This is a genomic window from Dyadobacter sp. CY323 (assembly GCF_021390245.1).
GTDB lineage: Bacteria > Bacteroidota > Bacteroidia > Cytophagales > Spirosomataceae > Dyadobacter.
In genome coordinates this window covers 59,494-75,450 of record NZ_JAJUXH010000015.1, presented here as the reverse complement: position 1 = coordinate 75,450, position 15,957 = coordinate 59,494, and the positions used below count along the sequence as shown (strand labels likewise).

Below are 15,957 nucleotides of genomic sequence, written 5' to 3'. Positions count from 1 at the left end.
TTGGTTAATTGCTTTGGAGTAAAATGGTATTGCCCTTCCGGGTTACTTTCAGATTTAAAATCTCTGTCACTGAGGCCAGAAGTTCCTCGGAATTCTCGGCCTTGAAGGAACCTACCAGGGTGCGCGACGCCAGTTCGTCGTTCTCTATTTCCACATGAAGACCATAATTTTCGGTGAGGAGCTGGCCAAACTCGCTTAAAGTCATGTCTTCAAAAATGTACCGGTGTTCTTTCCAGGCCAGGTAGCGGTCGGTCTCGACATTGGACTTGATCTCCGGCACTGCCTTCTTGTTGTAGCCGATCAAATCACCTGGTTTGAGCATGACCTCCCTGACCGAATTTTGAAATGGGTAATTGATTTTTACTTTTCCTTTGTGCAGCATGACACGGGTATCCTGTTCACGGGCATACACATTGAACTCGGTTCCGAGCACGATCACGTCCATGTTTTTGGGTGTCCCCACACGGAACTGCATGTTGTCTTTTTTATGACTGACAACGAAATAAGCTTCACCTTTCAGGAAGACTTCGCGGGATCGTTTTCCAAAAGCGAACCTGGGAACGCGAAGGCGGGAATTTGCATTTAAGGTCACCGTGCTGCCATCGGGCAATGCGACCGTTTTGGTAGCGCCGTAGCCGGTCTCAAAAGTTTGATATTGAATATAATCTTTGCCAAACCAAGCGCTTGTGGAGATTGCCAAAATCATTACGGCAGCAGCAAGCCAGCGGGAAGGTAGAAAACGTTTTTCCTTTAAATGCGCCCGTTGCAGGTCACGGAACCCACTTTCCATGTATTGACTAAATCTGTTAAGTGGCTCCTCGATCTGGGGGTCGTAAACAGGAAAGTTGTTTTCCCACTCAATAAGCCATTGAAAATACAGCTCTTGGTTGGCCTCGGTTTGCAGCCAGATTTCAATCTGTCGTTTCAGCAGGGAAGTTGAGCGCCCCGCGAAATGTTCAAATATTTGAGATTTATTTATCACTAACATCATTTCTTATTTACACGCCCTAATTATGAGACATTCGCAGCGACCTGGATACGTATCCGCTACGTCAAAATCCAGGAATGGCCGGACAAAAAAGTGGATTGAACCAGAATTAAGAGTTCGAGCCAATAGTCTTTCAGTCCCAGCTTGATGACCGCTAGCGCCTTGGCGATCTGCACTTCGATGGTTCGGGTGGAAAGGTTGAGGTCGAGCGCAATTTCTTTTGCCATTTTACCCTCGAAACGGTTCATGATGAATATTTTCTGGCATTGCGGGGGAAGGCTGCTGACCAGTGTTTCGATTCTTCGGCTCAGATCGGCGTATTGCATGATCCGCTCGGGCAGGTTAGAGGCGGAAGCCTCCTGATCTTGTGCCGATTCAATGGGCAGATCTTTGTAACGCGACCGTTTGAGGTAGTTGAAACACCGGTTTCGGGTGGCTGTCACCAGATAAGCGCGGTAGGACCGGTTGATTTGTTCATAGGCTTTGTGATCCCAAAAGCTGCAAAACACATCTGCCACAATATCTTCACTTACTTCGCGGGAATAAACAATACGCACCGCATGATTACAAAGCGCTTTATAGTAGATCTGAAATAACAATTTACAGCCCAATGCCACATCCGTTTCAAAAGCTTTACGAATGAAAATCTCTGAGTCCACAATCGAGTTTTCCGACTTTCTGTCCACTGCTTCAAAATTCTCGCTTTCAGATTTCAACACCCCGAGAAATGAGATATTGTGGTCATCTGATGGTGGTAACCCAAACAAGTCCGGCATATCAACCTTAATTTAAACCGTTTTTTCGTTAAAAATCCTCATTCTAATAAGTAAGACACATAATATTGCTTCGGTACTTAGTCAATTCAAATAATATTTATAATTTTTTCTTGCTCCTAAAGCAGATACATAGGTAGTGTCGCCTAAGAGTTATCACCGGCGGAACGAGTGGGATCGGTTAGCAACCCAACCTGGCTATGATGAAGGATGCAGATAAACGGTGGACTTGCGGTCAGAGGGATTTGGGCCGCATGGCAGATGCCCGCAGACACCCGGGTGGAGTCACTGCCCCCTGAAATATTTGACAGGGCTTTGCATGGCTGCTTTTAGGGCATGTCCGAGAACGGTTAATGCGGTAATTAGTGCTGTGATCCCTAGCGTTGCGGCAAGCGGCCACACACCTGATGTAATCCTGTGAGCGTATTGCTGCAGCCAACTTCCGGTCAGCCACCAGCCCAGTGGAGCGGCAATGAGAAAGCCAATGATTATAAGCCGTCCAAATTCTCTGCCAAATATCCATAGCAGTTGTACGGTGCGGGCACCCAGCACACGTCGCACCCCGATTTCCCTGGCACGGCCGTCGGCCATGAAGGTTACCAATCCGTAAAGTCCAAGGCAGCTCATGGCCATTGCGATAAGGGCAAAAGCTTGTACGAAGCCAGCCAGCAATCGTTCCATGTCAAGAAATGATCCCAATAATTCATCCAAATGATCTGCCTTGTATACCTGATGCGGCATGATTTCATCCCATACTTTCTCAATCGCTTTGGATGTTGTCTGCGGATGAGCGGGCGATAAGGTGAGCACGGCCATTGTGGTGTGTCCCAGGTCGTGGACAATAGTCACAGGCATAATGGGTTGGTGCAGATCCCCGCTCCGGAAATCTTTTACAACACCTACAATAATCCCGTCAGCATCTTTCAGTCGCATCCGTTTGTCAATAACAGTACCCGGTGAAACCCCGAGTTGCCTGACAAGCGTTTCGTTCACGAGCACCTCCTGTGCGGTCGTGTCGGCGGACTGGAAATTGCGGCCGGCAACGAGGGTTAATCCGAATGCAGACAGATAATGTTCGTCGGCTGCCCGCAGCCGCGTCTCGAACGGCTCAGGTTTTGAGGAAATGTGAAAGCTGAATGGGGTAGGGCGGTTATAGGGAGAAGCCGGAGGATCACTGGCATAAGTCACACTGGTCACACCCGGTAACTGCAACCAGCTTTGACTTAACTGACTGTAAGGGATCGGGTTAGGTGGCGAAAGCCAGACGGTAAGCTTGTTTTCATGACGAAAACCCCAATCGACTCTTTGCATGTGTTTCAATTGCGCGGTAATTACCAGTACTACAATCAAAAACAACTGCGAGAGGACAAATTGACCGGTTATCAATGTTCTCCTGATTGTAAAGCCTCCCACGTTGCGTATTGTCAATTGACCGGCCAGTGCCTGGGTTGGATTAAATCGGGACAATACCCAGGCCGGGTATAAACCTGCCAGCAGGACCACGCCAGCAATCAGGATCAGGAACCATTGCAAGCTTATTGGCCGCAACAAATCCAATATGGAGATTGCCGGATGAAGCATATCAACCTGTTTGGCTAATGTCTGGTTTACCAGCGGCATTGCCATTTGGGTCAGCATTAATGATATAACCACCGCAAAAACAGTTAGCATGAGGGTTTCAAGCATAAATTGCCTGATGAGCTGGAACTGACTGCTGCCGACGACTTTGCGAACGCCTACTTCCTGCGCTCGTTGCAACGCCTGGGCAGTAGCCAGGTTGATGTAATTGATGCAGGAGGCAAATACTAAAAGCAACCCGACTGCAATCAGGGCATATAAGACCGGGCGCGGCGCCATTCCGCTGCGCTCATGGTTCAGGTCCGCCAGGGGCAGCATGTGATAGGCGAACTGTGCCGCCTTCTCTGCAGGCAAGCTTGTCTTGCGGACCTCATCCAATGCAGTTACCAGCTGGCCGGGATTGGTTCCCTGGCGCAGCAGCACAAAGCACATGCTTTGAAGGCCTTCCCAATCCTGCATGCTGCCACTGTTTTCCAGACCTGGGATTGTAGCATACGAAATCAATGCATCGTAACGAAGCTGGGTGTTGGCCGGCGGATTTCTTAATGATTCCCGTCACGGTCAGGTCTACACGGTTGTCCAGTCGCAATGTGCGGCCCAACGGTTGGGCATCATCGAAGTACTTACGGGCATACCGCTCGCTGATCACAATGGTGTTTGGTACTTTCAGAGCGGTTTGCGGATTCCCTGAGATCCATTCGACTGCAAAGTGATTGAAGTATTGGGGTTCGGCAAAGCACACATTACGTGCTTCATTAAACTTCTTTATCCATCCGTTTTTCGTGTCCGGAACGCTGATAGTACGACCGAAAACCGTTTCTAGCCGGGTCGCGCTTTCCACAAATGGATATGTACGGCGCAGCACTTCTGCCAGTGGGCGCGGCGCGGCGTCGGTCTGCATTGTATTTTCCCTTTTTATGTCTGTCACCACCCAGTAGGACCGGCCCATATTGGGATGATGGCGATCAAAGCTGAACATGTAATTCACGACCAAAAATCACCAGGCCGCTTGCAAGTCCAAGCGCTAAGCTCGAAACGCGTATCATATTAACCTGACGCTGCCGCCACAAGCGGCGCAAGGAAAGTGTTAGGTAATGTAAGAGCATAGACTGTGATAATTAGCCGAAATAATAATATAAAGGTTTATTATATATAAAATAAAAAACCGATATATCTACTTGTGATTGGCTAATAAATAAAGGAGCCGGGTATGGCTCCTTTATAAAACGGGAATTGGATTTCAGCCGTGTAGGGCAGGTGTACCGCTCTTAAAATATGGAAGGCGAGCATTTGGCTTTGACCAGCTTAAATTGGCATATCTAGGGGGAATAAAGGACCGGAAGTGTAATAAGCGTTGAGTTTTAACACCGCCGGTCCGTACTTTCTTTCAGGGCGATCTCGCAGGCAAAAAAGTTGCTTCAAACCAGGCATTACCTGGCGATAACTACCTTTTCGCTACGGGTTGCACCATTTTTATAATTGATAATGACCATATAGCTTCCCGACTTCAGGCTCGAAACATCCACCTGTGCATGGGAGGTGATGCGGCTTTGAAGGACCGTTTTTCCTTGCTGATCGCAAATTTTAAATGCTGAAATTTGTTCAAGCTGCTCTTTTGCCAGATTTATCTTAAAGTTCTGGACAGCTGGGTTTGGATACAAGAATGCCGAGAGATTTCCTGTGAAATCCACTGCTCGTATACTACTGTATGTATAAGATTCGTCGGCATCGATCATCATAAGTCGGTACAGATTGGTGGTGCGTTCCGGCTGATGGTCTGTGAATGAATAAGGTATCGAAACGCTGCTTTCGCCGGATGCGGCGACTTTGCCGATTATCAGCCATTGCTTCCCATTCACGCTTCGCTGAATTTCAAATTCCCTACTATTGGTTTCGGCAGAAGTTGTCCATTGTAACAATGCGTGGTTTTCCTGTTTTGCAGCCTCAAAACTTGCCAGCGTGACTGGTAATGCAGCCTCGGATTGACCTGTTGCGAAAAATCCGCTAAATCCGCTGACCGCAAACTTTACCGCATAGATCGTTCCCTCGGTATTGAGCTGAACCTGTATGTCTTTAATGATTTCCATCTTGCCCGTATAGCTTTCAGGTTCTCCCGTTGAGCTGGTACCGTGATATTGCACAATTTTTAAGTTCTCAGGTATCCTTGAGTTGTTTGCATTTCCGTAGGCAGTATTATAATCATCAAATTCCTGTTTGGTAAAAAACAGCGTCACGTTGGCGGAACCCTCCTTGGAAGGTGTTATATCAAAATGTCTTTTTACAAAAACCTTTTTGCCCTTTATGATTGTTTGCCCGCTTGCAAGGTAATTTTTCACGGTTACCATTCGGTACGTCAACTCTTCGTCCAAGGGCTCAATCAAGGCTATCGTTTCGCAGTTGATGCCAAATGGCGTCACGCCTGCCGATAGTATCTCTGTGGTATTTTGGTCGGATGAAGAAAGACTGCCGGCTTCCGGCACGGACTGCAATTCAAAAGCGCCAAGATCAATAGCGGCATTATATATCCTGGGATTACCAGCCCTGTCCAGGTCTGAATAAGAAGATTCCGTATTACCACGGTTAATCAGAGGTGAGCAGGCTCTAAGGGTCAGGTCACCATGAAGGGCATCTGAAAACTGCGGATCCAGCGAGCCGTTCAAATTCCCGTAATCGGGATTTGCTCCAAATCCCTGGACCAGTGAGAAGTAACGCTCTATTCCTTCAACATTGCCGACTATCCCGCTGCTGTTTCCATATATGATCGAATTGAAAATCCACAGTCCTCCCGAGCCGCCAGAGGCGATCCCGCCGGCAGATTCGGCCGTGTTGCCGCTGAGAGTCACATTAATAAGAGAGATCCCGGCTCCATCCTGCCAGATGCCTCCTCCGGCAGACACTGCGTTATTTCTGTCAAATACGCTGTTCAGGATCGTCCCGCCGAATTCGGGTTGCACATAAAGTCCTCCGCCGTTGCCTTCCGACGCATTTGTTATAAAAGAACACGAATACAGATTCAGCTGGCCACCACTGTGAAACATTCCTCCGCCATTCGCCAAAGCCTTGTTATTTATAAAGGAACAATTGTAAAAAGTGGGAGAGCTCCATTGGTTATAAACCCCGCCACCTTCTTCCGCCTCGCCGCCTGTAATTGTAAACCCATCCAGCAGATCTTCGGAGTCGAGATTATTGTAATCATTTCGAATCACCGAATTTCCATTTCCTTTCAGTACGCTTGCAATTGCCGCATTACCGGCTACCGGCCGCGGACGCTGGTCGAGTGTTGTCTCATTTGCTAAAAAACCACCATAGATTTTGACGCCAGTTTTCATTTCAAAATACTCCCCGCTGGCAGGCTGGTATTCGCCCCTGGCCACCCAGATCTGATCGTCGGGCAGGGCTTCTGAGAGCGCTTGCTGAAATGTAGGAAATGCAGTTTCCCAGGTAACTCCATCGGCATTTTCGCTGCTGGCGGCCGCATTGACATGCCAGTAGGTAAGGCGGAACACCTCATGAATCCCCATATCGATCCGGCCATTTTTAACGCGGTCTTCGAGGTTATAGTCCACTGGATTGGAGCTTCCGTTTTCAGTTGGAAACAGCGAAAGATCAGTAGCTGGGTCCCCGGCATTGACAACCGGACTGCTTCGTTGCTGTTTAAAGTTGCTTTCGTCCGGATTTTCGAATAGCGGGTCTGCATCAACGATATGATCGCCGCCCGTGTAGCCTCCTTGTACCAGCGAGTAAGCGACAATAGGAGCGCCCGTCATTTCACCGACATTATTAATGCTGCTTGTGCCGCCGGTTTGCCCGCTATCGGGATTGTTCCAGATAATGCAATTGCGGATCTGGGGAGACGACGAGCCGGTGGAGGCGATAGCCGCTCCGTTTCCGCTTGTGCTGCTGCCGGACACTTCATTGCGAGTGAAGGTACAGTTGGTGATGACGGGAGAGGAATCTTCATTGAATATTGCACCGCCCTCACCCTGCAACGTACCACGGGCCTTGTTGGACAGGAATAGAGTCTGTATAAATGCGGGATTCGAATTTTTGTTATATACCGCCCCGCCCCGGCCTGACTGCCGGGTTTCGTTTGTCTGATTTTCTAAAAAAGTACAGTTTGCAATAACGGGCGATGAGTTGTTGTTATACATTCCCCCGCCCAGGCCGGTCTCTGCTGCGTTTTGGCCCGATCCACCTGTAATGTAGAAACCATCCAGCAGCGCGGTGTTATTAATGTTTTCGTTGGAAATGACACTTGCGCCCGTTCCTTTGAGATAGGTGGCATTGTCATGAATAAGCCTACCTGATATCTCAGTTTCATACCCTTCAAACCCGCCGTAAATCTTGATCCCGTTGACCATACCGAAGGATTGTCCGCTGCCTGCAGGCTGGTATTCTCCTTCCGCAACCCAAATTTGTTTTACCGCCGGCAATGTTTGTGCAGCGCGGATCGCATCGTGAAGCTCTTTGATGCTCGCGTTCCAGCTACTCCCGTTTCCGGGTAAATTAGTATCCTTGTCGACATACAAAACACCATTTTCGTCCGGTTCAGCCTCGCTGGCCGGATCATATTCTGAGACTGTACCTCTAATCACCAGATTATCGAGGGTGGTGTAGTTCTGATAATACAGGTTGCCATTTTGAACCTCAATCCGTATCGTGATAGTACCACGCAGATTGTTTCGGCTTACACTCCGGGTTACTGCCTGTAAACTGCCGGTATTTGAATAAAAACTGTTTCCATAATCTTCTTCGTTCACCTTGATCTGAAACGTAGCCGGCTGATTGGAGGCAGCAGAATAGCTTAATGCAATACTGCTCAGGGACGTCTGGTAATTTCCAGTCATTGCAAGCGTCAGAATATATACATGGTTTTGCCCCACAATAGCAATCCCATTGTCACGGGCATAAATTCCGCTCCCTCCCGTACCTCCCTCGGATGACCAGCTCGCCGTAAAGTGTTCATTTTTGATCTGAGGTGTATTCAGGTTAAACCCATTAAAATTGTGGCTGTAAATCTGCCCGTGTGCGTATTGTAAACCCGAGAAGAGAATTGCGGCCAGAAGCTGCAGGATTTTGAAGACTGGAATTTTGGTTTGTTGTAAAGGTTTTGAGTCCATACGCTGTGGATTTGTTGAATCTGTGATAGAACTACTTGGTTCATTTGCCACAAATATGGCTACCTACCAGTCTTCTGTATTGTCACAATTTCACCAAAGACTGTTCAATTTTCGTCACGAATGAATCATCCAATGCCATTTTCATTCTATCTTAGCAGAGAACCTGTCTTTTGTATTTCTTCCGGATTTGAGGTCGGCCGCACAACTTTTCAATTTTCTGGCTTTTTGGTCCGGGATTAGACCAGGAGGCTTTCTTTGGAAAATTGGTAACACGTTGGTAATTCTTCCAACGCTTTTCATTTTAGCATCAACACCTGCTTTTGCCCAGCTGGCAGCATTTCCGCCGCCGGAAATGATCGGTACCAAACAGGGGCTTCCACAAGGTTTTGTGCCCGGTATTGTCCAGGATTCAAAGGGATTCATCTGGGTAGCCACCCGAGATGGACTTTGCCGCTTTGATGGTCATAAATTCCGGCTTTACCAGCAGGGAAAGCCCGGGGAGCCGGGGCTATCCTCACTCGGCTTGGAAACCTTGCAGCCGGGACCTGGTCAAAAGCTCTGGATCACGAGCGACCAGGGGGACATTGATGTTTTTGACCCGGTCAGGGAGACTTTTTTCAATTATTCCAAACAGGCATTTTATCAAAAGGCGTTCTCCGGGTCTCACCTGAAACAAATTTTTCCTGACAGGCAAAACCGGCTCTGGCTGATATTTGACGAGCCAGGAGTGGCGCGCATTGATTTAAATACTAAAAACATTAAATGGTACCACCCCGGGTCGGTATCTCGGGGAGCAATCTGCCGGGACCTGATTGAAGATAAAAGCGGAACGATCTGGGCAGCAACCACGGGCGGACTTTTCAGGATTGCAAAAGGCAGATCAGATTTTGAACTTTATCAATCTGCGAATAAAGATTTTGAGAAAATAGCCAGCCTTATTTATGCATTAAAACAGCGGCACAATGGCGATATGCTGTTGCTTTCGGAGCATTTTGTGACCATTCTCAACCCGGAGCATGGACAGGTGATCAATTATCCCACCGAAAGAGACACCAAAAGTAAATACGATCACTACATCGTGGCCGATAGCAAAGGCACCGATTATTTTCACCGGATGCAGCACCTCTGGCGGTTCAGTGATGCGGAGGGTTTACAGAAGCTCACGACCGAAAATCGGGATTCCGAATATAAAAGTCTGTTCATAGACCAGTCTGACGTGCTTTGGGCGGGAACAAATGGACAGGGGCTGCGAAAATTTAACCTTCGGGCGGGCTATTTTAAATCAATGCCTTACCGGATTGATTTTGTTAAAGACTTGTTTGTGAGTTTCCTGGATATGCCGGAGAAGGAGCTGGCAATTGCCACGACGCATTTCTTTCCCTATAATTTCCGGTATACCCTCGCGCCGGATTCGACGATCTGGTTTAGTGTGGGTGAAACCCCTTTTTACAAATTTAATCCCAAAAGCAAAAAGCTTGGCACGATCCAGTTTCCATTGCAAATCAAGGACAAACGCCGCTCCGATTTGCCGGTGCCGCTCGCAACCGACCCGACGGGAAGGATTTGGGCGGTGCATGATTCGCTGGCAATGATTTATCAGAATGGAAGCTGGCTAGCATTCGGGCATAAGCTGCGCCCCCGGATACAGTCAGGGATATTACAGATTGTGGTGGATTCGAAAACACTCTGGGTTGCCACTGCTTCGCAGGGGATTTATGGGGTAGATATTCATAGCGGGAAAATCCGGCAATACCTGCATGATCCGGCTGATCGGCAATCGTTGAGCAACAACAACAGCTATTGTTTATTTGAAGATCCATCAGACCAAAACCTGCTTTGGATCGGGACTTTCGGGGGTGGATTGTGCCGGTTTGAGAAAAACAGCGGGAAATTCCGGCGCATTACAAAAGCCGAAGGTTTGCCTAATGACGTTGTTTACGCCGCGATCCCCGATCGCCAGGGACATATCTGGGCTGCTACCAACCAGGGGCTTTCGCAAATCGACAAAAAAACATTTAAAGTGAGAACGTTCACGCGCGAGGATGGTTTGATGGCAGACGAGTTCAACCGCTTTCATTTCATGAAGCTTCCCGACGGACGCATTTTTTTGGGCGGCGTTGAAGGGATCACGGCTTTTGACACCAGGCAATCCAATGAAGACAGATTCCAGCCGCTCACCCACATCACCGCTGTTACCATCAACAACCAAACACTCGAAAAAGGCAGCTTGACAGGCGGAAAGCCAGTTCCGTTGCTTGATAAGCTGGAACTAAGCTACGCGCAGAACTACCTGACCATTGAATTTGCCGGGATGCAATTTAATCGTGCCGACAAAATGAGATTCCGTTACCAGTTGCAGGGCCTGGAAAAAGACTGGATTGAAACTGAAAATCCGGAGACAAAATACACCGACCTGCGGCCGGGTAAGTACGTTCTTCGCCTCAATACCTCCAATACCTCCGGGGCTTGGAGCCCGCACATCCGTACCGTGGCGATACACATTCTGCCACCCTGGTGGGCAACCTGGTGGGCGTATGTGCTGTATATAAGTGCCTGTCTACTGATCGGTTATATTTTTATTCGGGCCTATATCAAGAGGTTGGAAATGGAGCAGTCGATTGCATTTTCGCAAAAGGAAGCACTGCTGAAAGAGCGGGAGGCGAGCCAGTTGCGGCGGCTCGATGAAATGAAAACACGGTTTTTCTCCAATATTACCCACGAATTCCGCACCCCCCTCACTCTGATACTCTCCCCGGCCGACCAGATGCTGGATGAAACAAACAGTGACCGTAACAAGTCCCGGCTTTCCATTATTGCGCGCAATGCCAGGCAGTTACTGGGATTGGTAAACCAGCTGCTGGACTTGTCCAAACTGGAATCGGCAAGTATGAAAGTGGTGGAGGAGCCCGGTAATTTGGTCGATTTCGTAGTAAATACTGTGCAGTTATTTGAGATTGCCGCTGCCGAAAAACACATTGTGTTGGAAATGGTCACTTCGCCTGAGATGCCGCGCTACTACTTCGATCACGATAAGCTGGAAAGGATCCTGACGAATCTGCTTTCCAATGCGATCAAATTTACGCAGCCGGACGGAAATGTAAAGGTGGGACTGCAAAGCATCGCAAATGGCGTACAGGTTACAGTAGCTGATACCGGCATCGGCATCGCCCAAGCACAGCTGCCACACATTTTCGACCGGTTTTATCAGGTGGATACAGATAGTCCCCGGGAGGGCACCGGCATCGGGCTTGCGCTGGTGAAAGAGCTGGCGGAGCTGCAGGGGGGTACCATTGAAGTGAAGCAGGACATGGGTGGGTATAAAACCGTCTTCCGGCTGACATTCCCATACCGTCGGGCTGAAACCTTCGTGAACCATGGACTGGCTGGCGTGGAAACAACAACTGCCGACGCTACCATTCTACTGGTAGAGGATAATAGTGAACTCGCCGATTTTATAGCGGACAGTCTGGGAGATACCTATCAATTTTACAGCGCGGCCAATGGCGCAGAAGGAGAAATGAGCGCTCTGGAACATATGCCGGATTTGATCATCAGCGATGTGATGATGCCTATCATGGACGGCTATGCTTTTTGTGAAAAAATTAAAAATAACCTGCTGACCAGCCATATACCGGTTATCTTGCTGACTGCCAAGTCGGCCACAGAAAGCAGACTGGAAGGCCTGGGCCGTGGTGCCGATGATTACATTACCAAACCTTTTCACGTTACCGAGCTGAATCTGCGTGTGCATAACCTGCTCATGCACCAGCGCAGGTTGCAGGAAATATTTCGCGCCAGATTTGCCTCTCCAGCCCAGCTTTTCCTTGAACTCCCAAAGCCCGAAACACTCGATCCGTTTTTATTGAAACTGTATGCGATACTTGATAGCAACCTTGAAAATATAAATTTTGGGGTGCAGGAATTAGTGCGCGAAATCGGGATGAGCAACAGTACTCTGAACCGAAAACTGAAAGCACTCGGCAGCGTGCCGGCGGTTGAACTGATCCGGAATTATCGGCTCAGCAAAGCCGCAGAAATGCTCATCGACGGAATTCCCGTTTCGGAGGCGGCTTATCGGGTAGGATTTGATAACCTGTCGTATTTTGCAAAATGCTTTCGCGATCTCTTCGAAATAGCTCCCCGCGACTATGCGGAAAATCTCAGGAGGAAGTAAAACTCCATGACGTTGTTTTTCACTGAATTAACAGCCAATCGCCCTACCAAGTTACCAGTCAACGAATCGCTGCTTCGGTGATGTAGCTCAGTAATTTCTCCTATTATTTTAAGAATTTCTATGACGATAGTCAGGGGCGTAGGTGTTTTTCTCGTCACCATACGGATACAAACCACTTAAAAACAAACTCAATCTATGAAACAATCCTCTACGCGCATTCCATGGGGGAGTCTCGCAGTCCTGTCAGGAATCTGGCTGTGCCCGGGCTTTCACATGGAAGCAAGAAGCGGCAACCTGATGAGTGTCAGGCAGGAAACCAAGGCGGCCGTAACTGTTTCCGGTAAGGTAACCGATGAAAAAGGGGCAGGGTTGCCCGGTGTGAACGTGATCGAAAAAGGGACCTCCAACGGAACCACCACCAACCCGGACGGAGATTACACCATCACGGTAGCGGGCGGTTCTTCTGTGCTTACATTCAGCTTCATTGGTTACGTTCCCCAGGAAGCGGCAGTGGACAACCGTGCGGCGATCAGCATTCAGCTCGTGCCGGAAAACAAATCTCTGGACGAAGTGGTTGTGGTCGGCTATGGAACCCAGAAAAAAGTGAATGTGACTGGTGCCGTGTCGGCCATTAAGATCGACGATAAGATCACCAACCGCTCGCTCAGTAACGTTTCCTCGGGTCTTCAGGGACTGGTACCCGGCCTTGCCGTGAACCAGAATTCGGGTATGGCAGGCCGCAACAATGCATCGCTGGTGATCCGCGGCCTGGGTACTGTCAACAACGCCAGCCCGCTGGTGGTGGTCGACGGAATGCCGGATGTGGATATCAACCGGCTGAATATGAATGATATCGAATCGGTATCAGTTCTGAAAGACGCCACGTCTTCGTCGGTTTATGGCTCTCGTGCAGCAAATGGCGTAATCCTGATTACGACCAAGTCGGGAAAAGGACAGGAAAAGGCAACGATCAATTTCTCCGGAAACTACGGGGTGCAGGTTCCAACCAGATCCTATGAATTCCTGGCAGATTATCCGCGAACGCTCACCCTTCACCAGCGCTCAGCAGCTGTGAATACGCTGCGTCCTAACTTCAATTTCAAAGACGGAACCATTGATCAATGGATGGCGATGGGCATGATCGATCCGGTTGCGTATCCCAACACCGACTGGTGGGACGTGATCATGCGCACGGGTTCCGTGCAGAACTACAACCTTTCTTCCTCCGGCGGCGGCGACAAGTCCAATTTTTTCATTTCCGTTGGGTTAATGAATGAAAAAGGCTTGCAGATCAACAATGATTTCAAGCGCTACAATGCCCGGTTCAATTACGATTACAAGATCAGAAAGAACATTAATACGGGAGTAAAATTCAACGGCAACTGGTCCAATATGACGTATGCTTTGGAAGACGGCTTTACAGACGATGATGCAGCTAATACAGCCGGTTTTGATATGCAGTTCGCAATACCCGGAATCCTGCCTTTTGATCCGGTAACCGGTTATTATGGCGGGGTAATGGCCTATAATGAAGATCCCCAGGCATATAACCCATACACGCTTTATCAAAACCAGCTTAACCGGCAGAACCGGCAGGAAGCAAATGCGAACATGTACATTGACTGGACGCCGATCAAGGGACTCACAGCCCGGATTGATTATGCGCTTAATTACTTCAACCAGTTTCGCTGGAATGCAAACACGCCGAACCAATCTTACAACTTCCAGACCAATTCATTCGGAAGCCGTGTATATGTGGGACCGAATGCGGGTGTGGGTAATTTTACAAATACAGGTTATAAAACGCTGCTAAACGGTCGGTTGAATTATTCTACGACCATTGCCAAAAACCACGAGATTGGCGCAATGTTTGTATACAGTGAAGAATATTGGTACGACCGCTACCAGGCTACTTCCCGAAACGACCGGTTGCACCCGTCCCTTCACGAGGTGGATGCTGCATTGACAGACATTCAATCGACTGGTGGTAACTCTTCCACAGAAGGATTACGCTCCTACATCGGGCGCGTTAATTATGCCGCTTTCGATAAATATTTGCTGGAAGTCAATTTCCGGTCTGATGGTTCTTCTAGGTTCCTTCCTGGCAGCCAGTTCGGGTTTTTTCCTTCGGCAGCCGTTGGATGGCGGTTTACTGAGGAAGCATTTATCAGCCGCTTTACCAGTAATATTCTTACCAATGGAAAGATCCGCGCTTCTTACGGAAGCCTTGGAAACAACAGCGGGGTAGGTAGGTATGAGCAACAGTCGACGCTCGGGGCGAGCAACTACATGGTTGGCGGGCAGATTGTGAAGGGTTTTGTAAACAGAAAACTGGTGAACAAAGACTTATCCTGGGAGACTACGAAAGTGTTCAACCTGGGTCTGGATCTTGGCTTCCTCAACAACCGCCTTACCGCCGAAATCGATTACTATGACCGCCTGACTACCGGCATGAACCGGCCATCGGAAATGTCCATCCTGCTCACAGGTGCGTACGATGCGCCGCGTAAGAATATCGGGAACCTGCGCAACCGTGGTATTGAAGGAAACCTGACCTGGCGCGACCGCAAAGGGGCGGTCAATTATACGCTTGCAGTCAATGCGTCGTATAACCGAACCAACCTGGAATCCTGGAATGAGTTTCTGGGAAGAGGTTACACATTCCTGAATATGCCTTACCATTATTTGTACACCTACCAGGATGCAGGCATTGCACAAACCTGGGAGGATGTGTACAATGCAACTCCGCAAGGCGCTTCACCAGGCGATATTCTTCGCAAGGATGTGAATGGGGACGGAAGGATTTCCGACGAGGATAAAGTGGCCTACCCCAAAGTACAGCGCGACCGCCCGACTACCAATTTCGCATTGAATGGCAACGTATCGTGGCGCGGAATTGACCTTACATTTCTTCTGCAGGGAGCTTCCGGGCGTAAGGATTACTGGATCAATATCTACAACAATGTCAATTTCGGGGCACAGCGTTACGCTTCAACACAAGCACATTGGGACAATCCATGGTCTGTCGAGAACCGTGACGGAGAATGGCCGAGGCTGAATGGCAATGCAAACCGCGAGGAAACCACATTCTGGCTTGATAACCTTTCGTACCTGCGTGTAAAAAACATTCAGCTGGGTTACAACCTGCCTGTGACGCTGACAAAAAAGCTGGGTATGACCAACTTCCGCATTTTTGCTTCGTCTGAAAACCTGACTACCATTACCAAATTCCGTGGACTTGATCCTGAGAAAGCTGGCAACAAAAGCGACGCATATCCTTTGAACAAGTCCTATTCGGTCGGTATCAACATAGGAATTTAAAAG

The 15,957-nt window shown here is 48.8% G+C and carries 7 protein-coding genes; 2 read left to right on the top strand and 5 right to left on the bottom strand.

What is annotated here, in order from left to right:
- Positions 1-4: 4 nt before the first annotated feature.
- The 5 genes from LZG72_RS19995 to LZG72_RS19975 form a co-directional block, all read right to left on the bottom strand.
- On the bottom strand, positions 5-991 hold the full coding sequence (locus tag LZG72_RS19995; RefSeq protein ID WP_233876410.1) for a FecR family protein: 987 nt from the start codon (positions 989-991) through the stop codon (positions 5-7).
- Positions 992-1,047: 56 nt separating this feature from the next.
- Positions 1,048-1,764, bottom strand: coding sequence for an RNA polymerase sigma-70 factor (locus tag LZG72_RS19990; protein ID WP_233876408.1), 717 nt, complete (start codon positions 1,762-1,764; stop codon positions 1,048-1,050).
- A gap of 282 nt (positions 1,765-2,046) precedes the next feature.
- Positions 2,047-3,798, bottom strand: coding sequence for an FtsX-like permease family protein (locus tag LZG72_RS19985; RefSeq protein ID WP_233876406.1), 1,752 nt, complete (start codon positions 3,796-3,798; stop codon positions 2,047-2,049).
- Positions 3,710-4,288: an ABC transporter permease gene (locus LZG72_RS19980; protein WP_233876404.1), complete on the bottom strand. Its 579-nt coding sequence runs from the start codon at positions 4,286-4,288 to the stop codon at positions 3,710-3,712. Before LZG72_RS19980 ends, LZG72_RS19985 begins: the two co-directional genes overlap by 89 nt.
- A gap of 481 nt (positions 4,289-4,769) precedes the next feature.
- Positions 4,770-8,459: a T9SS type A sorting domain-containing protein gene (locus LZG72_RS19975; RefSeq protein WP_233876402.1), complete on the bottom strand. Its 3,690-nt coding sequence runs from the start codon at positions 8,457-8,459 to the stop codon at positions 4,770-4,772.
- 274 nt (positions 8,460-8,733) lie between these two features.
- Between LZG72_RS19975 and LZG72_RS19970 the strand changes: the two genes are divergently transcribed.
- Both LZG72_RS19970 and LZG72_RS19965 read left to right on the top strand, forming a co-directional pair.
- A complete protein-coding gene (locus LZG72_RS19970) occupies positions 8,734-12,633 on the top strand; it encodes a hybrid sensor histidine kinase/response regulator transcription factor (RefSeq protein ID WP_233876400.1) in 3,900 nt (1,299 codons plus the stop codon).
- A gap of 195 nt (positions 12,634-12,828) precedes the next feature.
- Positions 12,829-15,954, top strand: a complete 3,126-nt coding sequence (locus LZG72_RS19965) for a TonB-dependent receptor (RefSeq protein ID WP_233876398.1) — start codon at positions 12,829-12,831, stop codon at positions 15,952-15,954.
- Positions 15,955-15,957 lie beyond the last annotated feature (3 nt).

What these genes read in the sequence shown, in the direction of transcription:
- LZG72_RS19965 (WP_233876398.1), top strand. Translation starts at nt 12,829, where the DNA reads ATGAAACAATCCTCTACGCGCATTCCATGGGGGAGTCTCGCAGTCCTG.
- LZG72_RS19995 (WP_233876410.1), bottom strand. Translation starts at nt 991, where the DNA reads ATGATGTTAGTGATAAATAAATCTCAAATATTTGAACATTTCGCGGGG.
- LZG72_RS19990 (WP_233876408.1), bottom strand. Translation starts at nt 1,764, where the DNA reads ATGCCGGACTTGTTTGGGTTACCACCATCAGATGACCACAATATCTCA.
- LZG72_RS19985 (WP_233876406.1), bottom strand. Translation starts at nt 3,798, where the DNA reads ATGCAGGATTGGGAAGGCCTTCAAAGCATGTGCTTTGTGCTGCTGCGC.
- LZG72_RS19975 (WP_233876402.1), bottom strand. Translation starts at nt 8,459, where the DNA reads ATGGACTCAAAACCTTTACAACAAACCAAAATTCCAGTCTTCAAAATC.
- LZG72_RS19980 (WP_233876404.1), bottom strand. Translation starts at nt 4,288, where the DNA reads ATGGGCCGGTCCTACTGGGTGGTGACAGACATAAAAAGGGAAAATACA.